Origin of the sequence: Ketobacter alkanivorans, assembly GCF_002863865.1 — a bacterium.
In the GTDB taxonomy this organism is placed as follows: Bacteria; Pseudomonadota; Gammaproteobacteria; order Pseudomonadales; family Ketobacteraceae; genus Ketobacter; species Ketobacter alkanivorans.
Genome location: NZ_CP022684.1, coordinates 2,198,066 through 2,222,960, shown reverse-complemented (window position 1 = coordinate 2,222,960; position 24,895 = coordinate 2,198,066). Strand labels below are relative to the sequence as shown.

24 protein-coding genes and 1 pseudogene are annotated in these 24,895 nt (G+C 50.1%); 18 read left to right on the top strand and 7 right to left on the bottom strand.

Going from position 1 to position 24,895, the window contains the following annotated elements:
- Positions 1 to 38: 38 nt before the first annotated feature.
- The 8 genes from Kalk_RS09625 (at position 39) to Kalk_RS09590 (ending at position 8,225) form a co-directional block, all read left to right on the top strand.
- Entirely contained in the window at positions 39 to 2,279 is a 2,241-nt protein-coding gene (locus tag Kalk_RS09625) for a hybrid sensor histidine kinase/response regulator (RefSeq protein ID WP_101894042.1), read from the top strand.
- 12 nt (positions 2,280 to 2,291) lie between these two features.
- Complete coding sequence (locus Kalk_RS09620) at positions 2,292 to 3,608, top strand: DUF1329 domain-containing protein (protein WP_101894041.1); 1,317 nt, start codon at positions 2,292 to 2,294, stop codon at positions 3,606 to 3,608.
- A 174-nt stretch (positions 3,609 to 3,782) separates the two neighbouring features.
- On the top strand, positions 3,783 to 4,637 hold the full coding sequence (locus tag Kalk_RS09615) for an urease accessory protein UreD (RefSeq protein ID WP_101894040.1): 855 nt from the start codon (positions 3,783 to 3,785) through the stop codon (positions 4,635 to 4,637).
- A 49-nt stretch (positions 4,638 to 4,686) separates the two neighbouring features.
- Positions 4,687 to 4,989 (top strand): urease subunit gamma, encoded by a 303-nt coding sequence (gene ureA / locus Kalk_RS09610; RefSeq protein ID WP_101894039.1) that lies wholly within the window; start codon positions 4,687 to 4,689, stop codon positions 4,987 to 4,989.
- A gap of 45 nt (positions 4,990 to 5,034) precedes the next feature.
- Positions 5,035 to 5,340, top strand: coding sequence for an urease subunit beta (locus tag Kalk_RS09605; RefSeq protein ID WP_101894038.1), 306 nt, complete (start codon positions 5,035 to 5,037; stop codon positions 5,338 to 5,340).
- A gap of 1 nt (position 5,341) precedes the next feature.
- Complete coding sequence (ureC, locus tag Kalk_RS09600) at positions 5,342 to 7,045, top strand: urease subunit alpha (RefSeq protein WP_101894037.1); 1,704 nt, start codon at positions 5,342 to 5,344, stop codon at positions 7,043 to 7,045.
- A gap of 33 nt (positions 7,046 to 7,078) precedes the next feature.
- Positions 7,079 to 7,561 (top strand): urease accessory protein UreE, encoded by a 483-nt coding sequence (ureE, locus tag Kalk_RS09595; RefSeq protein WP_101894036.1) that lies wholly within the window; start codon positions 7,079 to 7,081, stop codon positions 7,559 to 7,561.
- Positions 7,551 to 8,225: an urease accessory protein UreF gene (locus Kalk_RS09590; protein WP_158643409.1), complete on the top strand. Its 675-nt coding sequence runs from the start codon at positions 7,551 to 7,553 to the stop codon at positions 8,223 to 8,225. Before ureE ends, Kalk_RS09590 begins: the two co-directional genes overlap by 11 nt.
- Before the next feature lie 19 nt (positions 8,226 to 8,244).
- Here the strand turns inward: Kalk_RS09590 and Kalk_RS09585 are convergent, their stop codons facing one another.
- The 3 genes from Kalk_RS09585 to Kalk_RS09575 all read right to left on the bottom strand — a co-directional run bounded on the left by Kalk_RS09585 (position 8,245) and on the right by Kalk_RS09575 (position 9,568).
- Positions 8,245 to 8,586: a Rieske (2Fe-2S) protein gene (locus Kalk_RS09585; protein WP_101894034.1), complete on the bottom strand. Its 342-nt coding sequence runs from the start codon at positions 8,584 to 8,586 to the stop codon at positions 8,245 to 8,247.
- 275 nt (positions 8,587 to 8,861) lie between these two features.
- The gene (locus Kalk_RS09580) at positions 8,862 to 9,077 is read right to left on the bottom strand and encodes a hypothetical protein (RefSeq protein WP_101894033.1); all 216 of its coding nucleotides are present in this window, start codon (positions 9,075 to 9,077) and stop codon (positions 8,862 to 8,864) included.
- Positions 9,074 to 9,568 (bottom strand): T6SS effector amidase Tae4 family protein, encoded by a 495-nt coding sequence (locus Kalk_RS09575; protein ID WP_101894032.1) that lies wholly within the window; start codon positions 9,566 to 9,568, stop codon positions 9,074 to 9,076. Before Kalk_RS09575 ends, Kalk_RS09580 begins: the two co-directional genes overlap by 4 nt.
- Before the next feature lie 121 nt (positions 9,569 to 9,689).
- On the opposite strand from Kalk_RS09575, the gene Kalk_RS21775 reads away from it, so the two are divergent.
- The 4 genes and pseudogenes from Kalk_RS21775 to Kalk_RS09555 all read left to right on the top strand — a co-directional run bounded on the left by Kalk_RS21775 (position 9,690) and on the right by Kalk_RS09555 (position 12,592).
- Complete coding sequence (locus Kalk_RS21775; RefSeq protein WP_158643408.1) at positions 9,690 to 10,097, top strand: phage integrase N-terminal SAM-like domain-containing protein; 408 nt, start codon at positions 9,690 to 9,692, stop codon at positions 10,095 to 10,097.
- A pseudogene (locus Kalk_RS09565) lies at positions 10,046 to 10,279 on the top strand (tyrosine-type recombinase/integrase); the annotation flags it as partial. The gene Kalk_RS21775 and the pseudogene Kalk_RS09565, both read left to right, overlap by 52 nt.
- Before the next feature lie 312 nt (positions 10,280 to 10,591).
- Positions 10,592 to 11,521 (top strand): lipase family alpha/beta hydrolase, encoded by a 930-nt coding sequence (locus Kalk_RS09560; protein WP_101894029.1) that lies wholly within the window; start codon positions 10,592 to 10,594, stop codon positions 11,519 to 11,521.
- Between the two features lie 12 nt (positions 11,522 to 11,533).
- Positions 11,534 to 12,592, top strand: a complete 1,059-nt coding sequence (locus Kalk_RS09555; RefSeq protein ID WP_101894028.1) for a lipase secretion chaperone — start codon at positions 11,534 to 11,536, stop codon at positions 12,590 to 12,592.
- A 31-nt stretch (positions 12,593 to 12,623) separates the two neighbouring features.
- Here Kalk_RS09555 and Kalk_RS09550 read toward each other — a convergent pair whose 3' ends face one another.
- From Kalk_RS09550 to Kalk_RS09535, 4 genes are all read right to left on the bottom strand, one after another.
- Positions 12,624 to 14,003: a sensor histidine kinase gene (locus Kalk_RS09550; protein ID WP_101894027.1), complete on the bottom strand. Its 1,380-nt coding sequence runs from the start codon at positions 14,001 to 14,003 to the stop codon at positions 12,624 to 12,626.
- Entirely contained in the window at positions 14,000 to 16,447 is a 2,448-nt protein-coding gene (locus Kalk_RS09545) for an EAL domain-containing protein (protein WP_101894026.1), read from the bottom strand. The genes Kalk_RS09550 and Kalk_RS09545 overlap by 4 nt, the downstream gene beginning before the upstream one ends.
- A gap of 290 nt (positions 16,448 to 16,737) precedes the next feature.
- Positions 16,738 to 17,415 carry an SDR family oxidoreductase gene (locus tag Kalk_RS09540; RefSeq protein WP_101894025.1) on the bottom strand — a complete coding sequence of 226 codons (678 nt, stop codon included), beginning with the start codon at positions 17,413 to 17,415 and terminating at the stop codon, positions 16,738 to 16,740.
- Positions 17,412 to 18,101, bottom strand: a complete 690-nt coding sequence (locus tag Kalk_RS09535; RefSeq protein ID WP_158643407.1) for a phospholipase D-like domain-containing protein — start codon at positions 18,099 to 18,101, stop codon at positions 17,412 to 17,414. Before Kalk_RS09535 ends, Kalk_RS09540 begins: the two co-directional genes overlap by 4 nt.
- 178 nt (positions 18,102 to 18,279) lie before the next feature.
- On the opposite strand from Kalk_RS09535, the gene ureG reads away from it, so the two are divergent.
- The 6 genes from ureG to urtE all read left to right on the top strand — a co-directional run bounded on the left by ureG (position 18,280) and on the right by urtE (position 24,894).
- Positions 18,280 to 18,888, top strand: a complete 609-nt coding sequence (gene ureG, locus Kalk_RS09530) for an urease accessory protein UreG (protein WP_101894023.1) — start codon at positions 18,280 to 18,282, stop codon at positions 18,886 to 18,888.
- A gap of 371 nt (positions 18,889 to 19,259) precedes the next feature.
- Positions 19,260 to 20,531 (top strand): urea ABC transporter substrate-binding protein, encoded by a 1,272-nt coding sequence (gene urtA, locus Kalk_RS09525; protein WP_101896272.1) that lies wholly within the window; start codon positions 19,260 to 19,262, stop codon positions 20,529 to 20,531.
- A 97-nt stretch (positions 20,532 to 20,628) separates the two neighbouring features.
- Complete coding sequence (gene urtB / locus Kalk_RS09520) at positions 20,629 to 22,260, top strand: urea ABC transporter permease subunit UrtB (RefSeq protein WP_101894022.1); 1,632 nt, start codon at positions 20,629 to 20,631, stop codon at positions 22,258 to 22,260.
- 3 nt (positions 22,261 to 22,263) lie between these two features.
- Complete coding sequence (urtC, locus tag Kalk_RS09515) at positions 22,264 to 23,409, top strand: urea ABC transporter permease subunit UrtC (RefSeq protein ID WP_101894021.1); 1,146 nt, start codon at positions 22,264 to 22,266, stop codon at positions 23,407 to 23,409.
- A complete protein-coding gene (urtD, locus tag Kalk_RS09510) occupies positions 23,406 to 24,167 on the top strand; it encodes an urea ABC transporter ATP-binding protein UrtD (RefSeq protein WP_199768044.1) in 762 nt (253 codons plus the stop codon). Before urtC ends, urtD begins: the two co-directional genes overlap by 4 nt.
- 31 nt (positions 24,168 to 24,198) lie before the next feature.
- Positions 24,199 to 24,894, top strand: a complete 696-nt coding sequence (gene urtE / locus Kalk_RS09505; RefSeq protein WP_101894020.1) for an urea ABC transporter ATP-binding subunit UrtE — start codon at positions 24,199 to 24,201, stop codon at positions 24,892 to 24,894.
- Position 24,895: the final 1 nt, after the last annotated feature.

The following is a 24,895-nucleotide window of genomic DNA, read 5'->3' as shown; positions in this document are numbered from 1 at the left end:
TATTAACCGAAAATCAATTATATACGGGAACTTTTCACTTGTATCGACTGGATGGCCGAGTCTTTTTGCCCACCCGAATTGGCCTATTGTCACTCTTTCTTGTGGTGCCATTGCTGCTGCTGCTCGTCCAGCTATTGTACGGCGGTGATGAGCGTATTCAGAGCATAGACCGCAAACTGAAATCGATTCACGACATTCGTATCCTGCAGAACGTGGTGGATCTGGCTGAGCGGCTGCGTGATTTAAGTGTCATTGTTGTCTATGACCGCTCCGAGGAACTGGAGGCGGAATATGAGCGGCAGCGTCAGGAGCTGTTGAATGCCATGTCGACGTTGAGTCAGGATGCCAGCTTCAGTCAGGATAACCCTATTCTTGAGTTAACTTTTCCTAGAATAATCAAGCAAATAAAGCGAGTGCGGCCGGTGTTGGGGGCGGAGCTTTATACGCCGGAGGTGGCATTCCGAGAGCATCAGCCGCTGGTGGAAACCCTGCAGCAGATTCAGTTTCGGCTTGCTGATCAGGGTGGCATGTTTGGCGATCGCCTCGATGTTTCCCTCAATTTGATCTATCTGGCTTTGGACGAATTCAGCGATCTGACCACGGATCTGGGGCGTGCCCGCTCTTATGGCAGCCTTTACTTGCGCATAGGCCATGTGCCCTCTGATGGGGTTGACAGCCTGGAGCGTATCTATGAACGCCTGGAGTTGCAGCACGAACGGCTCAATATTCGAGCCAACCAATTGCTTAAAAATCACCCGGATCTGATTGGCAAGGCTCCCTTCAAGGATATTCCCTGGAATCTGCTGCAGGAAGCCGCCGATACCCTTGATGATCAGGTGATTCAGTCCCCGGATCTCGATACGCCTTGGCGTAATTACTACCGCAACGTGTCGCAGTATGTGGTTACCGCATCGGTTTACCGGGATCAGATTCTTTCCCTGCTGCAGTCCCAATATCATCTGGAGCGCCAGTCAGCGGTGGTTGAGCAGCGCTGGACAATGACCGGCATGGCGCTACTGGTGCTGGTGTACAGCATCATCTATATGGTGGACCTAAGAGAAGCATCCGGGCGTCAGAAAGAACGTCAGGAGAAAGAGGCTGCCGAGGCTGCAGATCGCGCCAAAAGCCAGTTCTTGGCCACCATGAGCCATGAGATACGTACGCCTATCAATGGTGTTTTGGGTATGGTGGATCTGCTGTCGGGCACGCCGCTCAATGAGGAGCAGAAAAACTACCTGATGGCGCTGAAAAGCTCAGGTCAGACCCTGCTGGCGGTCATCAATGATGTGCTTGATTACTCCAAGATCGAGGCGGGCAAGCTGCAGATTGATAACACCATGTTTGATCCGCGCCAGGAGGTCAATGAGTCTCTGACCCTGTTCAAACCGCTGTTTCGGCAGCGTAACGTAGAGCTGAACATTTCGTTTGATAAAAGTGTGCCCAACCTGGTGAACTGTGACCCCCAGCGGCTGCGTCAGATCCTGATGAACTTGGTGGGGAACGGGTTGAAGTTTACCGAGCAGGGGTCAGTCAACGTTCGTCTGTCGGTGAAATCAACGGAGGAAAAAACCTTTCTTTACGGCGTTGTGCGGGATACCGGCATCGGCATGGATAACACGCAACAGGCGGAGTTGTTCAAGCAGTTCTCCCAGGCTGATAAGTCCATTTCGCGTCGTTATGGAGGCACCGGGCTGGGATTGGCCATTTGTCAGCGTCTTTGCCATTTAATGGGAGGGGAAATCGGCGTTAACAGCAAGCGCGGTAGCGGCACCACGTTTTGGTTTACCATTGAACTGCATGCAATTGATGAGTCCCGTCTGTCTGGCGTGGAAACGGCTGATCTGTCGGTGCGTCAGCAGCATTATCGTAATGAACTATCTGGCAAGCGAGTGCTGGTGGCGGAGGACAACAAGGTTAACCAGATGGTGATTCAGGGAATGCTGAAAAAAGCGGGTATCAGCGTGGATGTGGTTGAAAATGGCAAGCTCGCCTATGAAAAGATTACCAAACACGGCCTGCGCTACGATTGCATCTTGATGGATTGGGAGATGCCTGAAATGGACGGCATCACCGCCGCACGGAAAATACTGGCATGGGAGCGCAGCAACCAAAAGCCGGTTTCGCTTATAGTTGCATTGACGGCCCATGTCTTGTCAGACTACGAGACTCAGGCCATGGAAGTCGGCATGAAAGGGTTCTTGAAGAAGCCCATAGATCAGGATGCGTTGTTTCAGAACCTGATTTTGTTATTAAAAGAACAACAAACACAACAGCAATAACAGGAACACACCATGAACCTGCGCACCAGTATCGCTCTGTTGTTAGCCCTGCTGACCCTGCCTGTGCAGGCCGCTACCTTGGGCAAGGAACTCACCCCAATAGGTGCTGAACGTGCCGCCAACGCTGATGGCTCAATCCCCAGCTGGTCTGCAGATGAGCTCAGCGACGAAGATCATCTGCAGTGGATGGCTGATATCGCCGCTGAGCAGCCACTGTACCGAATTACCGCAGAGAATCAGGCGCAATACCAGGCACTGCTCACACCTGGATTGCAGAAGATGTTTGAACTGCATCCGGACAGTTTCAATATTCCGGTTTACCAAACCCATCGCACTGCGCGTCAGCCTGCTTGGACCTACGAGGCGGCCAGCAAGAACCTGCAGGATGCCCGTATCAGCGACAGTGGCGACGAGGTGCTTGCCGCCTGGCCAGGTACACCCTTTCCGAAACCGACTACGCCCTATGAAGTGATGTGGAACCATCAAACCCGCTGGAAAGGGGTATTCATCTCACTGCATCTATACGAGTCAACGGTTTATCCCAATATGTTGGTGGATTCACTGGAAACCATCATCGAAACCTACGCCCATTTCTATCAGCGTGACCGTGAAACCCCTGAGCTGAATTGGCGCAATGCGTATTATTTTTCTCATATTCTGGGGCCGGCCCGTTTGGCCGGTGGCGGCCTGCTTATCCATGAAAGCCTGCAGCCTGTGCGTAAACCTCGTCAAGCCTGGATTTATATCACCGGGGAACGTCGCATGCGGCGCACTCCCACGATGGGTTATGACTCCCCCCTGTTTAATTCAGAAGGCATAAGGGTGGCCGATGAGATTGATATATTTAACGGCCCTCTGGATCGATATGATTGGGAATTGCTTGGAAAACGGGAGATGCTGATTCCCTATAACAATCAAAAAATGCGCTATAACCGCTGTGACGATCCCCAGGCATTGATGCCCTTTCATATTGCGCCCAATGCCATGCGCTTTGAAAAGCATCGCGTGTGGGTGGTGGAGGCCCGCCTCAAAGAGAACGAGCGCCATATATACAAACGCCGTACGTTTTATATTGATGAAGATACCTGGAGCATCGTACTGGTCGATATCTACGGCAAAGATGACAATATGTGGCGTACCACCATGCGTTTTTCTGCATATTACGAAGAAATGCCCGGCATGTTTTCAGCGCTGGACGCCTACCACGATCTGGTGGACGGCAGTTATTTTCTGCAGTGCAGCGCCGGTGAAGGAACCGAGTTCTATGCCGAGCCCCCGCCTGATGGGTATTTTTCTCCAGCCACTATCCGCAAACGCATGAAACGCTAGAGATTGGTGCGCAGGCTAGCAGGGTGCACCAATCTGGTGTGGCCTGTAGTAATATCACAGTTTAGTGGTTAAATATTCTGCCTATCCATGCAGAGGAATGGATTTTGCTGTAATTTTAGCGGTGACCACCCACTTCCATCAGAACAATAAACAGTCTGTGTTGAGGCTTAATAAATGAATGCCATTGCGACCCCGGCTCAGGCCGGGTGGTCTGCATCCCTTGCCCTGGAATTTGAACAAAAGGGGGCGAAAACGGCCCTCGTGCGTAATCGTCATGAGGGCCCATTGCGGGTTCAGCGACCATTTTACCCCGAAGCCAATGGACAGGCTCATGTCTATATCCTGCATCCCCCGGGGGGCATTGTGGCGGGGGACAGTTTGGTCATATCCAGTACAATCGGCAGCGATGCCCATGCGTTGTTGACGACGCCATCGGCTGGGCGGGTGTATTGTTCCAATCGCCAGCGGCTGTTGCAGACCCAACAGGTCACCATGACGGTGGCAGACGGCGGCTTTGGTGAATGGCTGCCCCAGGAAAATATTGTTTTCAATGATGCCTTGGCAGTAAATCGCACTCATATCCATCTGCAGCCGGAATCCCGCTTCATCGGTTGGGAGATTACTTGTCTGGGGCGGCCCGCATCCAGTGAGCTGTTTGAGAGCGGTGATCTGCAGCAGGATTTGGTAGTAACCATGTCGGGACAGCCCTTACTGCTGGAGAAAAGTCGCTTTGCCGGTGGCAGTGCGCTTATGCATAAGCGTTGGGGGCTGAACGGCAGTCACGCCCTGGCAACCATGATTTGCACGTTGGAAGACTCCGCTGCAGAAGCAAGTATGCGGCAACTGTGCGAACAGCATCGCGGGCCACACTTGACTATAGAAGTCACCCAGCTTCCCAAATTGCTGATACTAAGGGCTCATGCCATGCAGGCAGAGCCGATAAAAAATGCATTTTTTGCTGCCTGGCGCAAGCTGCGTTTTATCATGCAGAATTGCGAAGCAATTGCGCCTCGGATCTGGTTTACCTGAATGCAACCGATTAAACCATCGAGTCAATAAAACCTAACAGGACACGATAATGGAACTGACACCTCGAGAAAAAGACAAACTGCTGCTGTTCAGCGCGGCCCAGCTGGCGGAGCGTCGTAAAGCCCGTGGCCTCAAACTGAATTATCCAGAGGCGATTGCTCTGATCTCATTTGAGATAATGGAGGGCGCCCGTGATGGCAGAACCGTTGCGGAACTGATGGACTATGGCCGTACCCTGTTAACCAAAGCCGATGTAATGGAGGGTATTGCCGAAATGATTCACGACGTGCAGGTTGAAGCTACGTTTCCCGACGGCACCAAGCTGGTGACCGTGCATGACCCCATTGTTTAAACGGCCAAGTAGGCTTGATACAGCCCAAACGCAGGAGAACAACACATGATTCCAGGTGAACTGATAACTGAACCGGGCGAGCTGGAGCTGAATGCCGGGCTGCCCAAGGTGACCATAGCAGTCGCCAACACCGGTGACCGACCGATTCAAGTTGGCTCGCACTATCATTTTTATGAAACCAATGCAGCACTGGATTTCGACCGGGACAAGGCTCGGGGGTTCCGACTGGACATCGCCGCGGGGACTGCCGTGCGCTTCGAACCAGGGCAAACCCGGGAAGTAACGCTGGTGGAGTACGCTGGTGAAAAAGCCGTATATGGCTTCCGTGGCATGGTGATGGGGAAACTTTAAGATGGCGAAGATTGATCGACGAGCCTATGGCGAAATGTTTGGCCCCACCGTGGGGGATCGCTTGCGTCTGGCAGACACCGAACTGTTTATTGAGATAGAAAAAGATTACGCCACCTACGGTGATGAAGTGAAATTTGGCGGTGGCAAGGTCATCCGTGACGGTATGGGCCAAAGCCAGCGACCCCGCAGTGAAACGGTCGATACGGTGATCACCAATGCCGTCATTCTGGATTACTGGGGTATTGTCAAAGCGGATGTTGGCATTAAGAACGGACGCATCGTTGCGATCGGCAAAGCGGGCAATCCAGATGTGCAAAGTGGCGTGACCATTGTTATTGGCCCTGGCACCGAAGTCATCGCAGGAGAGGGCCAGATCCTCACGGCGGGCGGCATAGACGCGCACATACATTTTATATGTCCGCAACAGATTGAAGAAGCCTTGATGTCCGGTGTGACCACCATGCTGGGTGGTGGTACTGGCCCGGCGACTGGCACCAACGCAACCACTTGTACACCCGGTGCCTGGCACATGGCGCAAATGCTGAAAGCTGCAGAAGGCCTGCCCATGAACCTGGGGTTTTTGGGTAAAGGCAACGGCAGTTTACCAGAGGCGATTGAGGAGCAGGTGGTGGCCGGTGCTATGGGCCTGAAGCTGCACGAAGATTGGGGTACAACGCCGGCCTCGATCGACAATTGCCTGAGCGTGGCGGAAAAGTACGACGTGCAAGTGGCCATTCATACCGACACCCTGAACGAATCCGGTTTTGTAGAAGACACCGTGGCGGCGTTCAAGGGGCGCACTATTCACACCTACCACACCGAGGGAGCCGGTGGTGGCCATGCGCCAGACATCATCAAAGTCTGCGGTGAGGACAATGTTTTGCCGTCCTCAACTAATCCAACGCGACCCTACACCATCAACACGGTAGACGAGCATCTGGATATGTTGATGGTGTGTCATCACCTGGATTCCGGTATACCTGAAGACGTGGCGTTTGCTGACTCCCGTATCCGCCGCGAAACCATCGCTGCCGAAGACATACTGCATGATCTTGGTGCATTCTCAATGATCTCGTCAGATTCGCAAGCCATGGGGCGCGTAGGTGAAGTGGTGTGTCGCACCTGGCAGACCGCCCACAAAATGAAAGTACAGCGAGGCCCGTTGCAACAGGATAGCGACCGCAGTGATAACTTCCGTGCTAAACGTTATATCGCCAAATACACCATTAACCCCGCCATAACTCATGGTATCGCCCACGAGGTAGGCTCAATAGAAGTGGGCAAGTGGGCAGATCTGGTGTTATGGAAACCTGCCTTTTTTGGTGTGAAGCCCTCCCTTATTATCAAAGGTGGAGCCATCGCAGCGGCGCCTATGGGTGATCCCAATGCGTCCATCCCCACGCCACAACCAGTGCATTACCGCATGATGTTTGGTGGTTGCGGGCGCTCATTGCTCGATACGAACTTGACCTTTGTGTCGCAAGCCGCGCTGGATGACAACATTGATCAAAAGCTGGGATTGCAACGTCCGTTGGTGGCAGTGAAGGGGTGTCGCTCCGTTAAAAAACAACATTTGTTGTTGAATGACTATCAGCCCAACATCACGGTGGATGCGCAAACCTACGAGGTGCGCGCTGATGGGGTATTGCTTACCTGTGAACCTGCTACGGTGTTACCCATGGCCCAACGCTATTTTTTATTTTAGTACAGTCTTTTATGCAACAGAGAAAGTGACAGCATGATCAAAGTTACGGAATTTGCCGCTCATGTGCCAGAGGCCCAGCCTCAGCTGACGGTGCGCTTGCCGTTTGATGAGCGCAAGAAGAGCCGTTTGAAGACGGTAGCGGAAAGCGGCGAGCCCCTCGGGTTTATTTTGCCGCGCGGACATATATTGCGGGATGGCACTAGATTACTGGATGAAAGCGGTCGTCTCATTGAAGTGAAAGCCGCCAATGAGACCGTCAGTACAGTATCTAATGATGATCTTTATAAAGTTATGCGGGCTGCCTACCACTTGGGTAATCGTCATGTTCCCCTGCAAATTGGAGAGGGGTGGCTACGTTATCAGCACGACCACGTGCTGGATGACATGGTCATTGGCTTGGGGCTTGATGTGATGGTTGAATTGGCACCTTTTGAACCGGAAGATGGCGCATACTCCGGTGGTCATGCGCATAGTCATTCACATAGTCACGAGCATGGCCATCACCATGAACATTGATCAGCTGCAACTGGTGCAGTTGCTGCAGCTCACCAGTCCATCCCTACCTATCGGCGGCTTTTCCTGGTCTCAAGGAACAGAGAGCGCCATTGACCAGGGTTGGTTAAAAGGTGAGGCGGATTTTGAAGAGTGGTTAAGTGGCATCGTAAAAATCAGTTTTGTCTGTCAGGAGTGGCCCTTATTAAGAAAACTATACGGGGCATGGCAAAGCGAAAACATGACGCAAGTAGAATATTGGAATCGCTATTCCCTGGCGCTGCGGGAAACCCGAGAGCTGTATCAAGAGGATACTCAGATGGGGACGGCGTTAATGCGGCTTACACGGGATCTTGGTTATAGTAAGGCCGAGAAATGGCAGCATAAAGAAACCAGCTACCTTACTGCATTTAGTATGGCCGCTGCGGAAAAACATATCCCGCAAGAGGCCGCCTGTACGGGGCTGATATGGAGCTGGCTGGAAAATCAGATTGCCGCCGCGTTAAAGACCTTTCCCATGGGGCAGACGGCAGGCCAGAGAATATTTCACGTGCTGGCAGAATTGATTCCAGATCTGTTAGCACAATCGGCTCAAATTCAGGATGACGATATAGGGCAATCGCTGCCTGGTGTGGTGTTGGCCAGCATGCAGCACGAACACCAGTACAGTCGTTTGTTCCGCTCCTAGGAGCGAGCTGCTAGCCGGATCAGCCCACTACCACGTCATCACCCTGTACCTGTACAGGAAATGTTTTCAGTGCCTTCTCTTTGCGGACGGCGTTAAGCAATTGGACACCCGGTGGAAAGTTAGCCCATTTTGCGACTTCGCCCGTACGAATATCAAATTGCGCCCGATGGAAAGGGCACTGTACATTGCAACCTTCCATAACCTTGCCTTTTTCCAATGACATGAAAAGGTGGGTGCATCTTGCTTGGGTTGCATAAAATCCATCTTCCAGATGGAATACAAGCACTTTCTCTCCTTCTGTTTCAAACGCTTTCGATCCGCCCACTGGAATATCGGTTGTTTTACATACGACAGTTCCCATGTGTTCCTCCGCTATATGGTTTTAGTGTGTTTTAGGTTTGGAAAGGGTATATAAATTTCAGGGTTATTACCAACCTGATGGCTAAAGAATAAAATGTCAGTAACTGTCACTTTATTCTTTAAGCCCGACTAAATCTTGATAGCATCCTATACTCAAAGCCTTTATATCTCTACCTTGTGATAGAGACATGCTTGATATCTACTCAAAGTGTCCGGGGAAAATGGGAGAATTCAAGCACCAGAACGCCGTGGTCTTAGGTTCGCTTGACCAAATTGTCAGCTATTTTTTTTGATTCGCCAAACCCCTGCACCCACTGAGACTGCCAACCACACACCTAAAACCACATTAAAATTTCTTTGTTGGTCAGACTCAGAATCATATAGTGCAATTCCCATTTCCTGAAGCAGTAGACCGATTAAATACACCAAGGAAAAATACAGAAAACTGACAACCAAGAAAGCAACTATAAATACGGCTAACTTCTTAATCATGATATTGGAAAGAACCTTATTCTTTTGGATTTTCCTAAGTCTGACCATATGCTCGGAATTACTATACTAAACCTTGTCCGTAAGTATGAACCAAACCCGGTCATAGCCTTGCCATTCCATAAATCTATATGATCACCGCCACTACCATCACTACGCAAGTAGTAATCTTCGAAACAGATGATACCTGTTCTTGACTCAACTTTACTGCGCCACTTGTCGCCGGTTACATTTTCAATAATAAGCATATTTGGCATTTTTGCTTTTGCGATCCAATCTGCCAGCTCTGCAGCAGCTAAAATATGATCTTCTGATGGGTGTACCCAGCATTTTCTCTTATTAGGGAAGGTACTAAAACTTACTCCAGATTTTTTCATTGCCGTGCTCAATCGAATGGCACACTGATTACCAAACAGCTTATCCCCGTCTCTATTTTTAGCATCACAAGGATCATCCTCTGGGTAATTTTTCCATAATGTTTCAAATTTAATCATTCATTATTCCTTTAAATGATGTGCTGAAATTGGCGGATAGCTAACAGTGTGTTAGTACGGACCCTTCGGCCCGTATATCACTATTTATCTTAACTTCGATTAATTCCACTTCATTAAATCTTTGAACAACTTATCATATTCCATCTTTTTACTGATTTTAGCGTATATACGGATCGCTGGTCCGCTTTTTCTCATCACTCCGATCCTGGATTGGAGCAATATTTCCATATATATTAATCACGCAAATAAGGAGTTAGCCTTATGGGGTAATATACGGGCCCCTAATCAACCACCCAAGTTACTGGAGCAATTGAGGAACGAAATTCGGCGCCGCCACTACAGTGCAAACACGGAAAAGACCTATTCCTGTTGGGTCCACCAATACATTCTCTATCATCAAAAGCAGCACCCTAAAGAGCTGGGAAAAGAACAGATAAGGCAGGGTGTAGCAAACGCTGGCTTTGCTCCGCGTCTACGCTTCAGAAAGCAATCAGGCGCGCAGTGTTGCGAGTCGAGCCAAACAAACTAGTAACCTGCCATACTTTGAGGCAGTCATACGCTACCCACTTACTGGAAGCCGGTACCGATATCCGAACCATCCAGGAACTAATGAGCCATAAGCATCTCAACACTACGATGATTTACACTCATGTTTTGCGAAAAGAGATGATTCCCTATGATTCTATGACGGATTTAAAGGCTTCGAGATAAGGTTGTTAAAAACTCCCGTGAATACTGGCAGTTACAGACATGTTATGCTTTCTACGCACTGACATTAATTGCTTTACCCGACAAACCCTAGTGAAGAATATAGAAGAAATGGTCGGCTCTGGATCGAGGGGAGAGATTGATCTTAAATGCAGATTAAACGGAAGTCTTTGGTAATCATGAGATTTTGTTGAGTATTGTCTGAATACACGGCGGCCATGTGTATATAGCGTCTATACGTGATTGCTCCGGGTTAATAGGCTTAGCGGTAGCAGTATCAAAAAAACTATAAATACGCTGTCAGCAGGTGATGCCATGAATAAATCATTTACCCAAGCACTTCTTGTTCTTCTTTGCGGGCTCTCAGGCTCTGTTCTGGCGGCGGGTTACACAGAAACTCGTTACCCTATCGTGCTGGCCCACGGTATGTTGGGTTTCGATAATATCGCTTTCATCAATTATTGGTACGGCATACCCAGAGCATTGGAAAAAAGCGGTGCTCAGGTTTTCAACACGCAGGTATCTGCTTTCAATTCATCGGAAGAACGTGGCGAACAGCTGTTGGCTCAGGTGGAGGAGATCCTGGCCATTACTGGCGCTGAGAAAGTGAATCTGATCGGGCACAGCCAAGGTGGGCAAAGCGTACGTTATGTGGCAGCAATGATGCCCGATAAGGTGGCTTCCGTTACCAATGTGGGCAGCCCGGTTAAAGGGTCACCGATTGCTGATGTGGTGGAGCAAATCTCGCAAGTGCCTGTACTGGGTGCCGCGCTTACGCCTGTGCTGTCCAGTGTTGCCAATGGCTTAGGCATTTTGATTGGATTGGCCGCAGGTGAGAGTCTGCCACAGGATGCCCTTGCCGGAATGGAATCACTCACCCTGGCTGGGGCTGCAGACTTTAATGCTCGGTTTCCTGCGGGTGTACCTGCCTCCTCATGTGGGGATGGTGCTCACAACGAAGATGGCGTCCGTTATTATTCCTGGAGTGGAACCAGTAGTGGAATCACCAATTTTCTTGATCCTTCCTCCTATGGTTTGATTTTGTTGAAGCTGGCTTTTAATGAACCCAATGACAGTTTGGTCGGTCAATGCAGTTCACATCTGGGGCAGGTGATTCGGGATAACTACAATATGGATCATCTGGATGAGGTGAACCAGTTGTTCGGGCTGGTGCATATTTTCTCCACCAACCCTAAGACGGTATTTCGCCAGCATGCAAACCGTCTGCGCAATATCGGCCTTTAGGGTGTTGTGGTTATGCAAAACATATCCAGAAAGTTTGCGTTATGGGTGCTATTACCAGTTCTGTTAGTGAGTTTGTTTGTGGTCTGGTTGCAGCAGGCTTCGGGGTTTCACCAGAAGCCGAAGGCTGAGGTTATTGACGGTGTATCCTTTATTGAGCGGGGCCGAATAACACTTGAACATCATGCTATATCAGAGCTAAGGGAAATGGGTGTTGACTATCAATATGAGACAGGGCTCGAGCAGTTGCCCGCTTCATTTGCCGGCACCCACCCGGACTTTTTCTGGCAGCTAGATAATCGAGGTCACTTGGTAGTAGATAATGATGTACGCGAAATTTTCGATTATTTTCTGGCTGGGCTAGGCGAAGAAACGCTGGCATCGTTATTGGCTCGAATACACGCTTATATTGATCATACTCTTGAGGGCCCTGCTGCTGAGGAAGCACGGGCTTTGCTGGAGAATTATATCGCGATGTTGAATGCTTTGAGCCAGTGGGAACGAGACCAGTCGCCTAGCTCGAATCAAGATTTAGAAACGATGGCTGAGCGACTGCAAGCGCTCAGAGGCATGCGGGTTACCTACTTGGGTGTTACGGTGGCGGAAGCATTCTATGGGGAGGAAGAACGCTATGATCAATATACGTTGGAGCAGCTGTCGGTTTTGCAGAACGAGGCTCTGAATGATAGTCAAAAAGCGGATCAAATTACGCTTCTGCAGGCGGACTTGCCGCAAGGGTTACGACAATCACTGCAGCAGGCAGAGCAGGTGATACAGCTAGGCAAGCTGACATCTGAAGTACAGGCATCCGGTAGTGAGGAGGATTTGTATCAAATTCGTGCCAGCTTGGTCGGGGATGACGCAGCCAAACGCCTGGCGGAGCTGGACAGGGTGCGTGCCCAGTGGCAAATGCGAATGGATAGCTGGCTGGTGGAACGCGATGAATTAATGACAAGTAGCGCTCTGGATGAAAGTGATATTCAAAATCAATTGCTTGAGCGTCGTGCGGTGCATTTTACTGAGCAGGAAATAAAGCGGGTAATTGCTCTGGAATCCATTGCGCGGCACCAATAGCTAAGCTTTGCGGGTAACATCAAATTCAGTTTTATATCAGAATGGTGAACGTGGTTGGATTAACGGGATGGATAGTAAGGGTGGCCTCCAGTTGATCACTTAAGGCCTCCACCAGGCGCAGCCCTAAGGAGTCGGTGCTATCCCGTTGAGTTGGCATACCAATACCGTTGTCGTTGATCTCGAGTTTAATCTTTTGTTCGGGGGTGAGACTTAATGAAATTCGAATTTCACCAGGCCTTTTATTAGGAAAGGCGTGCTTGAATGCATTAGAAACCAGCTCGTTGACAATAAGGCCCAACGGAATGCTGCTTTCAATTGGCAGAGCTATGGCTTCAGCATCAACGTAGACCTTAATATCGGATCTGCTTGAATCACCGTAAGAATGAGAGAGATTGTTGACCAGCCCGGTTATAACCGTGGCGATGTCCACATTGGAGAAATCCTGGGATTGATACAGGGTTTGGTGGATAACGGCCATGGACTTAATGCGGTTCTGGCTATCGGTAAGCAGAAAACGGGCTTTTTCATCATCGACGTTATCCAGCTGCATCGCGATCAAGCTGTCGATAATTTGCAGGTTGTTTTTAACCCGGTGATGAATCTCCGCCAACATAACTTCTTTTTCCTTGAGGGCGGATTTGAGCCTTTCCTCCTGTTGTTTGCGATCGGTGATATCCACTACCGAAGCAAGGATCATCATGCCCTGTACGGTGCTTATGGGGTTGAGCCCTATTTCCACTGGAATTTCCTGGCCATCCTTGCGCAACGCAAATAGATCTCGCCCTTTGCCCATGGCTCTTGAAACAGGATGGCTGAAGTAGTCTTCACGCAATGCAGGATGGTGATCACGGAAGCGAGGTGGAACCAGCATGGTAATTTCCTGACCCACTAATTCAGATCGCGTATAACCGAACTGCATTTCTGCCATTGAATTTGCCATGACAATGCGCCCCGTTTTATCGGTCAGCAGCATACCATTGGGGGCAGCTTCCACTGCCAGTCGCATCATTTCCTGAGCGCGTTGCCGTTCAGTTATATCAACAATGGCGGCCAGAACTAAAATCCCGTTTTGCGTGGTTATGGGGTTGAGGCCAATTTCCACCGGGAACTCGGTGCCATCTTTGTGCAGGCCATATAGCTCACGGCCTTGTCCCATGGCTCTGGATTTCGGTAACGCAAAGTATTGTTTTCGCATATGGGGGTGATGCTTGCGAAAGCGCACGGGAACCAATTGTTCGATGGCTTGGCTTATGAGTTCATCGCGCCTGTAACCGAACATGGTTTCGATGCTGGTATTAACCATCACGATGCGACCCTGCAAGTCGATCAACACCATGCCATTAGGTGAAGCTTCCACCACCAGGCGCATGACTTCATCATTGTCTATGGCCAAATCAATATCGGTTGTCATAAGGGGTCGGTGCTCTCGGCGGAGAGTTTGAGGTATTGAGTGATCAGCTCAGCTGCAAGCGGTTTGCTGTAAAGAAACCCCTGGAATTCATCACAGCCGGCTTGGCGCAACAGATCTGCTTGGGCTTGTGTTTCCACTCCCTCAGCTGTGGTGCGCAGATTCAGTTGCTTTGAAAGTGCAATGATGGCATTGGCAATGGCGCGGTCATTCGCTTCATCCTGAATATGTTGTATGAAACAACGATCAATTTTGAGTGCGGTAATAGGGAGTGTTTTAAGTGAGCTCATGCAGGAGTAGCCGGTTCCGAAATCGTCAATGCTGATATTGGCACCTAACTGTTTGAGACGTCTCAGGTTGTGAACACCAACATTACTGTTCTGCAGGCAGGATTCGGTTACTTCCAATTCAATAAGGCTCAACGGTACTTCATGATGAGTTGCTATGCTGTCAACGATGTGAGCGAAATTTCGGTCTTCCAGCTGCCGGGCTGAGATATTGATTGATAGTCTAACCGGTTTATAACCGTGCTTGATCCAGTCACGTAGTTGCCGAAAACTTTCATCCAACACCCAGCGTCCGATATCGACGATTAAGGCGCTGGATTCCGCAAAAGGAATGATGTCTGCAGCGCCGAGCAGGCCTTCATTTGGGTGTTGCCAGCGGATAAGTGCCTCCAAGCCTACCAGATCGCCACAACGACTGTCGTATTGTGGTTGATAGTGCAATCGGAGCTGATCGTGCTCAAGTGCTTGGCGCAGCTCTTGGTCGCGAGTGAAATACTGGGCTACATGCTCGGACATGTCGGGTTGGTAGACGGCGTAACTCTTGCGGCCCTGTGATTTTGCTGCGTACATGGCAGTGTCTGCCATTTTGATCATTTCATCCAGATCTTGTGTGTGGTCAGGATAAATGCATATCCCTATGCTGACACCGGGTATCACTTCAACGTTGCCCAGCTGAATCGGCTTTCTGAAAATCTGTAGAATTTTTTCCGACAGGTTTTCCAGATCTTTAACGGAGTCAATGGCATCAGAAATAACGATAAACTCATCTCCTCCGATACGGCAAAGTGTGTCGGATGTTCTTAGCTCTGCTCGCAGTCGTAATGCAACTGAAATCAAAAGCTTGTCACCCATCTGGTGGCCTAGTGTATCGTTGACCTGTTTGAAGTGGTCCAGATCCAGGAATAAAACACCAAACTGGGAGTGGTTACGTCTGGCTTTTGCCAAACACATCTCCAGTCGATCTCTGAACATATTCCGATTAGGCAGCCCGGTGAGTGAGTCGAAGTAGGCAATGTGTGAGAGCTTTTTTTGCACATTGCGCATGGGGGTGACATCGGATATCACCACTACGTACTGAGCCTCATTGTTAATCAGGTCGGGCACTTTGCCGATATTGACTAAGGTGTGAATTAACTTACTGTTAGGCTGATGAAGGCTGGCCTCGCCTTGCCAGCTGCCGGTTTGATCAAGGCTGGTCCAAATATCGTCAGCACAGTTCTGACCCAAGGCATCGGTTGATAGCAGATCCAGCTCCTTGCCGATGCATGCGTCCTGTTCTAGCCCACTAATACGACAGAATGAATGGTTCACACTTTCCACTAGCCGTTCCTTATTCAGAACGACGATGCCATCTGAGCTACAACGGAAGGCAGTTGCTGCCTGTTTAAGTTGTTCTTCGGCGCGATGATGTTCGGTAATATCCTGAAGTATGCCAACGACCCGATGTTGGGCTTCTGGCCCATTAAAGGATTTACCAAAGAGTTTGTACCAGCGATGGCCCTGATCAGGAAGTTTAACTTCAAACTCCAGATTTTGTTCCACTTCATTTGATGTGCGTAATTGATCCAAAGCCAGTTGTATTTTAGGTTTGTCCTGTGGGCAGATGTAATTGAATAGACCCTCCCAGTCAGTTAGTGGTGTCAGGTCGCCAGAAGGAGAGTAGCCCATAATAATTGGTGCACTAGCGGTTTCCATTTCCCAGGTGCCAAGGTTGGCGGCATCCAATGCCAGCTTCAGGTGGGTCTCCTGCTTTTTCAGTTTCAGATCTGCGCCATGTCGCTCTAGTGCGATTTGGATGGCAACATGCAGCTCCCGCTCGGAAAAGGGCTTTAGGATGTAACCGTAAGGTCGGGTCTCGCTGGCTCGGGTCAAGGTTGTATCTTCTGAGTATGCAGTCAGGAATATGATAGGGATTTGATAGAGTTGATTGATTTGGTTGGCGACCTCAATTCCATCCTGATTACCTTTTATGTGTATATCCATCAAGATGATATTTGGGCTGGTTGTTTTTACCAACTCCAGAGCGCGTTTCCCGGAGGGGGCCATTCCTGTTACGGTGTAACCTAAGTTCGTGAGGCGGCGGGATAGATCCAATGCTACGATGCTTTCATCTTCAACGATGAGGATTTTCTGTGTGTGTTGTAGCTGCTGTTCTTGCATACGCCGTCTTCATCCTGAAGTTGTGAGGGGCGGTAACATCGGTTCGATGTAGTGTGTAGTATTTATGCGTCGAGGTTGATCGCATGAATTACGTGTATATGATTTACTGCAGCGCCCATAGCTCACGCATATTGTATTGGCTATCCAGTGTCTCTAAGTTTAGATCAGTATCACAAAAAATGTGTAAGATCGTTTTTTGTTCTAGTTTTATGCGAGGTGTGAACTTCCGTTATACACGCACTATCAGTAGAAGCTTATTAGTTATGTGGTTTTTCTTGGCGCGAGCGGTTTTAGCGCCCCACCCAGCCGCCGCAAAGTGGAAACACCTGCCCGACAAAGCAGTCTGCTGCGGCGCTACACAGATAGCTGACAAATTCTGCATCCTCCTCGGCGCTAACGAGCCGCCCGAGGGGCACTTCCCGTTGCAGGCGTGCCTTGAAGCGCTCATCGGCTTGCACCGCCGCCGGAAAATAGGTCGGGTTGTCTACGAAATTCTGAGCTACGGCATTTACTTGTATGTTGTGCTTTGCAACCTCAACGCCTAATGCCTGAACATAGGCCAGTTGCGCACCTCTTGCTGCGCTGTAGGTGGCAGTGCGTTTCATGCCACGCAAGGCCGCAGCGCTGCCAATTAGGATGATCTTTCCCCGTTTGCGTTCAATCATTTGTGGCAGAATGGCTTTGCATATTCGTGGTAGCGGATCGACCAACAGGGAAAATGTATGACGCCATTCCTCATCACTTATATCGGTGGCAGCGCTGGTGGGCGCGGTTATTGAAAGATTTATTACCACGATATCTATTTGGCCGCTGGCTGCAATAAGAGCAGCTGGTTCATGGGGGGCTATGAGTGTTTCCTGGCTCGCAATAACCGTCGCACCCTTTGATTCGAGGTTGGTGCAGATGGCCGGGCCCATAAAAGCATCTGAATGTGTTACTAGGATGCGTTTGCCTTGAAGTGAATTCATGAATAGGCCTCCCAGAGGGCATCAAACTGTTGCTGAAACTGCAAAACCAAGGCGGAATCCTGACTGATCACGATGTTCTCTTGGTTCCGTTCGGTAGCGCTTCGAGTCCAGTTAAAGCTGCCGTTGATCAGTGTCAGTCCATCGACCACACAAAATTTGTGGTGCATATGATCGGGGGTGCGGTCGAAACGGGTGGGTATGCCTTGCTCAATTAGCCATTCCAGATCACTGCCTGCGTCATGCTGTTTATGGTTATCACTGATAATGCGCACGGCGATGCCGCGTTTGAAGGCATTGGCGATAGCGTCAGACAGCCGGTTGTCGGAGATGGTGAAGACGCAGATCTCGATACGGCTACGGGCATTGTTGAGGCCGGCGATGATATGATCAAGGCAGGCATCCCCTGGGGTAAAATGGGCTTCATGGCGACTCTGACGATTGCAGAAAACACCATCAATGGCCTTGGTACAGCGATCCAGCCAGCCAATGATGCTCATGGCATCTGGCGACCCTGCGCTGAGTCGATCCCGTGCCAGCTCGAACAGCCGGTTACGCAGGAAGTTGATATCCTCATTGGGAAGGCCCATGAGAGCGGCTTTCAGTTCTCTGGATTCCGTTTTGCTGAGTTGGTCATCCTGTAGATAGAGCAGCAGATCCTGCTCCAGTGATAGAGTATCGGTGTGCATGTTGATGTTCTTTTTCGGGTTATTAGTAGGTGCATTAAAGCATGGGGGTGGCCAGGGATAAACCCAGGCCATGACGGGCAGGCTTTGCAGAAATGGAAAGCGCAGTGTTAACCTATGAGACATTGCTGGCCTGAAAGCTGCTGGCTGTGATAGCACGCTGTAACAATCAGAGGACATCATGACAAAACAAACCCTTCGTGTGGGCATTGGCGGGCCGGTGGGCTCAGGTAAAACCGCGCTGACCTTGAGATTATGTGAAACCATGCGCAGTGATTTCAATATCGCTGTCGTAACCAACGACATTTATACCCGTGAAGATGCAGAGTTTCTAACTCGCAATGAGGCGCTGTCGCCAGATCGTATTATTGGGGTAGAGACCGGGGGCTGCCCACATACCGCCATTCGTGAAGATGCTTCCATGAACCTGGCGGCGGTAGCTGATCTTAATGAGCGGCACCCTGATCTGGATATGGTGATCATAGAAAGTGGGGGCGATAACCTGGCGGCAACCTTCAGTCCTGAGCTGTCGGATCTCACTATTTACGTGATCGATGTGTCTGCAGGAGACAAAATCCCCCGTAAAGGTGGGCCGGGCATCACCAAGTCTGACCTTTTGGTGATTAATAAAATTGATTTGGCTCCGTTGGTGGGTGCATCTCTGGAGGTAATGGATCGGGATGCTCGAAAAATGCGTGGGGACAAGCCCTTTGTGTTTGCAAATATGAAAGAGAAGACAGGATTGCAGGCGATAATCCAGTTTATTTGTGAGCATGGCATGCTGAAATAAGCATGTTTTATGTGGGGAATGCCTTAAAAAAGGGCGTCTGGACAGGCGCCCTTTTTTTATTGTGTTGAAATTTCCATCGTGGATGGTAGTTCATTTAGACAGAACTGACATATTTGCACCGCCATGGGTCTGGTCTGGTTTTCGCCTCGCAATGGTGCGTTCTCGTGGGGCGCAGTGAAACTGTGTGCGCCATGGGGGTGCATCTGGCTGCCAGTAAGTCGAGTTAAGAGGAGCAAAGGAACCGGTTATGGCCATAAAATGGCCGATTTTGCCGGTGGCATGGAAAATGCTATTACCCCGTGCGTTCACAAAACCAATAACTCACTGGGGGAGTTCCCATGAAGAAAAGCAAGTCTACGTTTATAAAAACGATGACTGGAGCGGCGGTTGCTGCATCTATGTCTTTAGTGTCGAGCATGGCATTGGCTGCGGACACTATAAAAGTTGGGGTTTTGCACTCACTGTCCGGCACTATGGCGATCAGTGAAACCACGCTCAAAGATACTGTGTTGATGCTGGTAGAAGATCAAAACAAGAAAGGCGGATTGCTGGGCAAGAAGCTGGAAGCGGTAGTGGTTGATCCTGCATCCAACTGGCCACTGTTTGCAGAAAAAGCCAAGGAGTTACTGGAGAAAGAAAAGGTAGACGTTATCTTCGGTTGCTGGACTTCGGTTTCCCGTAAATCCGTATTGCCTGTTATTGAAGAAATGAACGGCATGATGTTCTATCCGGTTCAGTACGAAGGTGAAGAATCCTCTAAAAACGTTTTCTACACGGGTGCTGCTCCCAACCAACAAGCCATTCCTGCGGTTGATTACCTGATGAACGAAGTAGGTGTTAAACGCTGGGTTCTGGCGGGCACGGATTACGTTTATCCCCGTACTACCAACAAGATCCTGGAGGCTTACCTCAAGTCGAAAGGCGTTGCCGAAAAAGATATCATGATCAACTACACGCCTTTTGGTCACTCCGATTGGCAGACTATTGTCTCTGATGTGAAGAAGTTTGGTTCTGCTGGTAAGAAAACAGCAGTGGTTTCCACCATCAACGGTGACGCCAATGTGCCTTTCTACAAAGAGCTGGCTAACCAGGGCGTTTCTGCGGAAGACATTCCTGTTGTAGCGTTCTCTGTGGGTGAAGAAGAGCTGTCTGGCTTTGACACCAAGCCTTTAGTCGGTCACCTGGCTGCGTGGAACTATTTCATGAGCGCCGATGCGGATGTAAACGCTGAGTTCATGAAAAAATGGCACGCCTTTATCAAAGATGAGAAGCGCGTAACCAACGATCCGATGGAAGCAACTTACATTGGTTTCAATATGTGGGCCAAAGCCGTTGAGAAAGCCGGTACCACTGAAGTGGATAAAGTGCGCCCCGCTATGTATGGCATCAAAGTACCTAACCTGACTGGCGGTACAGCAGAAATGCTGCCTAACCATCACCTGACCAAGCCAGTGCTGATTGGCGAAATCCAGGCAGACGGCCAATTCGAAACGGTATGGCAAACTGAAAGCGAAGTGCCTGGGGATGCCTGGACCGACTTTCTGCCAGAAAGCGCCAAGATCGAAGCGGATTGGAAAGATCCAAAAATCATGTGCGGTAACTACAACACCGAAACCAAGAAGTGTTCAGGTCAGAACTACTAATCAACTAGTTGTTTAAACGATCTAGATACATCCACCAAAGCCTCGCCAGTTATGCTTAGCAAAAATTGGCGGGGCTTTTTTGAAGAAGCAAGTCACTATGAGAAAACAATACTGGGGAGTGTTGCTGGTGCTGCTGAGTCTGATCTGCGTGACGCCTGTTTGGGCAGCAGAGGACGGCACTGGTTTCGAATCGCTTATTGGCGAGTTAACTGAATCAAGCTTTAAGAAAAAGGCCAAAGCTATTGAGGCAATCGCTGCGCTGGACGACGAGCGTGTGTTGCCGGTTATGGAGTCGCTGCTGGCAGGCGATCTTTACTACAAAAAATCTGATAAACGTATTGTGTTTACTGCGGAAGCTGAGTCCGGTTACACCATTACCGATGTGATCAGTGGTGAGGTGCTGGGCGATGTGGGCAAGCGAGAAGTAAAAAAGGTTGCCACCACTAATGCCTTGCGTAAACAGTTGCGCACGCAGATTGCGGGTTACAAATTGCTGAGCAAGAAAGTTGATATCCGCATGGCTGCTGCAGATGATCTGATCAAGACACCCAGCCCCGAGTTTCTGGGCGCGTTGCAGACTGCAATCGAGAAAGAGCGAGATGCGGCAGTCAAGCAGGCTTTAAAAGTGGCTCGTGGGGTTATTCTTTTGCAAAGCGATAATGAGGTGGATCGCATCCAGGCAGTTAAGGATATGGATGGATTTGCTAATAAACACACCATGGCCATGCTTACCCAGTTGGTGCAGCCCAGCGAAGATGGCAGTTATGCTGAGCCCAGTGCTCTGGTGCGTGAAGAAGCTACCGAAGTTTTGAAAGGGCTGAAGGCCATGGAGACATGGTATAAGTTTGTTGAAGACCTGTTCTTTGGTTTCAGCTTGGGCTCGGTTTTATTGTTGGCCGCAGTAGGGCTTGCCATCACTTTTGGTGTGATGGGGGTGATCAATATGGCCCACGGCGAAATGATTATGTTGGGCGCATACACCACATACGTGGTGCAGTTATTGATGCCAAATTATATTGAGGCATCGTTAATCGTGGCAGTTCCAGCCGCATTTATGGTGTCGGGTTTGATGGGGATTGTGATTGAACGTACGGTGATTCGGCATTTGTACGGCCGCCCCTTGGAAACCTTGCTGGCGACCTTTGGTATCAGCCTGATTCTACAGCAGTTGGTGCGTTCGGTCTTTTCGCCACTCAATCGTTCTGTGATTACGCCGGAATGGATGAGTGGATCCCTGCACTTAAATGGGTTCCTTTCCCTCACTTATAACCGTTTATATATCATCGTTTTTGCGTTGGTAGTGCTGTTTGGATTGATGTTGTTGCTGAAGAAGAGTTTCTTCGGGCTGCAGATGCGGGCAGTTACGCAGAACCGTTCCATGGCCAGCTCCATGGGCATTCGCACAGGTTGGGTGGATGCCATGACCTTCGGTTTAGGTTCCGGTATTGCCGGTATCGCGGGGGTGGCGTTAAGTCAGCTTACCAATGTCGGCCCTAACCTGGGGCAGTCCTACATCATTGATTCGTTCCTGGTGGTGGTGTTTGGTGGTGTGGGTAATCTGTGGGGCACCTTTGTGGCAGCCATCAGTTTGGGTGTTGCCAACAAATTTGTAGAACCGGTGGCAGGGGCGGTGTTGGCCAAGATCCTGATTCTGGTGTTCATCATTCTGTTTATTCAGCGTCGGCCCAGGGGTTTGTTTGCCCTGAAAGGCCGGTTTGTGGAGGGTTAAGCCATGACATCACAATCCAGATTGGCCTGGCTCATGAACGATGTGGCCGGGAAGCGTTTGTTGGCGGTGATTCTGACAGCCATTATCGTACTGCCCATGTTGAATATGCTGGTGCCGGAAAGTTCCGTGTTCCACGTGTCCTCTTACACCATTGGGTTACTGGGCAAGTACTTGTGTTACGCCTTGTTAGCTTTGGCGGTGGATTTGATCTGGGGGTACTGCGGTATTCTCAGTTTGGGTCACGGTGCATTCTTTGCGCTGGGTGGATACGCCATGGGTATGTATATGATGCGTCAGATCGGTGATCGCGGCGTGTACGGTAATCCGCTGTTGCCCGATTTTATGGTGTTTTTGAACTGGCAGGAGCTACCTTGGTATTGGTTTGGTTTTGACAATTTCTTCTTTGCCATGGCCATGGTTGCTATTGCCCCCGCTATCCTTGCGTTTGTGTTTGGCTGGTTGGCTTTCCGTTCCCGTGTTACGGGGGTGTACTTGTCCATCATTACGCAGGCCATGACCTACGCTCTGATGTTGGCCTTTTTCCGTAACGATATGGGCTTTGGTGGTAATAACGGGCTGACTGATTTCAAGGATCTGCTGGGGTTCAGTCTGCAGGCGGATAGCACCAAGGTGGCTTTGTTTGTGTGCTCGGGTATTGCCTTGATACTGGGGTATCTGCTGTGTCGCTTTGTGGTGTCGTCGAAGTTGGGGCGGGTGCTGGTATCGATTCGCGACGCCGAGAGCCGTACCCGATTTATCGGTTATCGGGTGGAGCACTACAAGCTGTTCGTGTTTGTGTTAAGTGCGATTCTGGCGGGTATTGCCGGTGCCTTGTATGTGCCTCAAGTTGGCATCATTAACCCCGGTGAGTTTTCGCCGATCAACTCTATCGAGATTATTATCTGGGTGGCTGTGGGTGGCCGTGGATTCCTCTATGGTGCGGTGATCGGTGCGGTGCTGGTGAATTACGGCAAGACCTTCTTCACTGGCGCATTCCCTGAGGTGTGGTTGTTCATGCTGGGAGGCTTGTTTGTGGTGTCTACGCTGTTCCTGCCCCAAGGTGTGGTGGGTGTGGTGCAGCAGTGGAAAGATAAACGGGCTGAGAAGAAAGCGCTGGCGGCCGGTGATGCCGGGGAGGCACTGTCATGAAAATAATGACCAAGCACATTCCGCAGCACATTCTGTATGTGGATGGCGTGACGAAATCCTTTGATGGTTTTAAGGCGTTGAACGACCTTTCGTTTGTGGTGAAGCCCGGTGAGTTGCGCGCCATCATTGGCCCTAATGGTGCGGGCAAGACCACGATGATGGACGTTATCACCGGCAAACTGAAGCCTGATGTGGGTGATGTGTTCTTTCGCGACAGCGTGGATCTCACCAAACACGATGAGGCTGACATTGCCAATATGGGGATCGGCCGCAAGTTTCAGAAGCCGACCGTGATTGAAAGCCTGACCGTGTTTGAAAACCTGGAATTGGCCTTGGCGGGCAACCGGGGCGTATTCAAAGCGCTGTTCCATAAGCTCTCTGGTGAGCAGAACCGCCGCATTGACGAGGTGATTGAGCTGGTAGGTTTGGCGGAAAAGCGGCATGAGCTGGGTGGTGCGCTTTCCCATGGCCAGAAGCAGTGGCTGGAGATCGGCATGCTGCTGAATCAGGAGCCGGATCTGCTGCTGGTGGATGAGCCAGCCGCTGGTATGACCGACCATGAAACGGAACTGACCGCGAAGCTGCTGAAAGAGATCAGTGGCAAACGTTCTGTGGTGGTGGTGGAGCACGATATGGAGTTCATCAAGGCGCTGGATTGTCCGGTGACGGTGCTACACGAAGGTCATGTTCTGGCGGAAGGTACCCTGGAGCAGGTGCAGGCCAACGAGCAGGTCATTGAGGTGTATCTGGGCCGCTGATGGGGCCCGGACATTCAAACAGGATTTCATCATGTTAAAAATAGACAACATTGATTTGTATTACGGTGCCAGTCAGGCGCTGAAAAAAGTCAGCTTTGAGGCAGATAAAGGCCAGGTGGCCTGTGTGATGGGGCGCAACGGTGTGGGTAAAACCTCGCTGATGCGCGCCGTTGCCGGTCAGCACCCTATTAAAAGCGGCCAGATACTGTGGGAAGGCAAAGACATCAGTGGGCAGGCGCCCCATGAGCGGGCCAAGAATGGCATTGCCTATGTGCCCCAGGGGCGGGATGTGTTTTCCCAGCTTACGGTATTGGAAAACCTTAAAACCGGGTTTTCTGTATTGCCACGGGCAGAGCGTAAAATCTCGGACGAGATATACGAGCTATTTCCTGTGCTTTATAAAATGCTAAAACGGCGGGGTGGGGATCTTTCCGGTGGCCAGCAACAGCAGCTGGCGATTGCTCGTGCGCTGGTTACCAAGCCCAAGTTATTGATTCTGGATGAACCCACAGAAGGCATACAGCCCTCTATTATCAAGGACATACAGAAAGTTATTTCTTTGTTGCGGGATCGGGGTGAGATGGCGATATTGTTGGTTGAGCAGTATTTCGATTTCGCGCGGGAGTTGGCTGACAACTACGCGGTGATGGATCGGGGTGAGGTTGTACTGGCAGGCTTGGGAAAAGACATGGAAGAAGATACCGTAAGGCGTTATATCGCGGTATAGT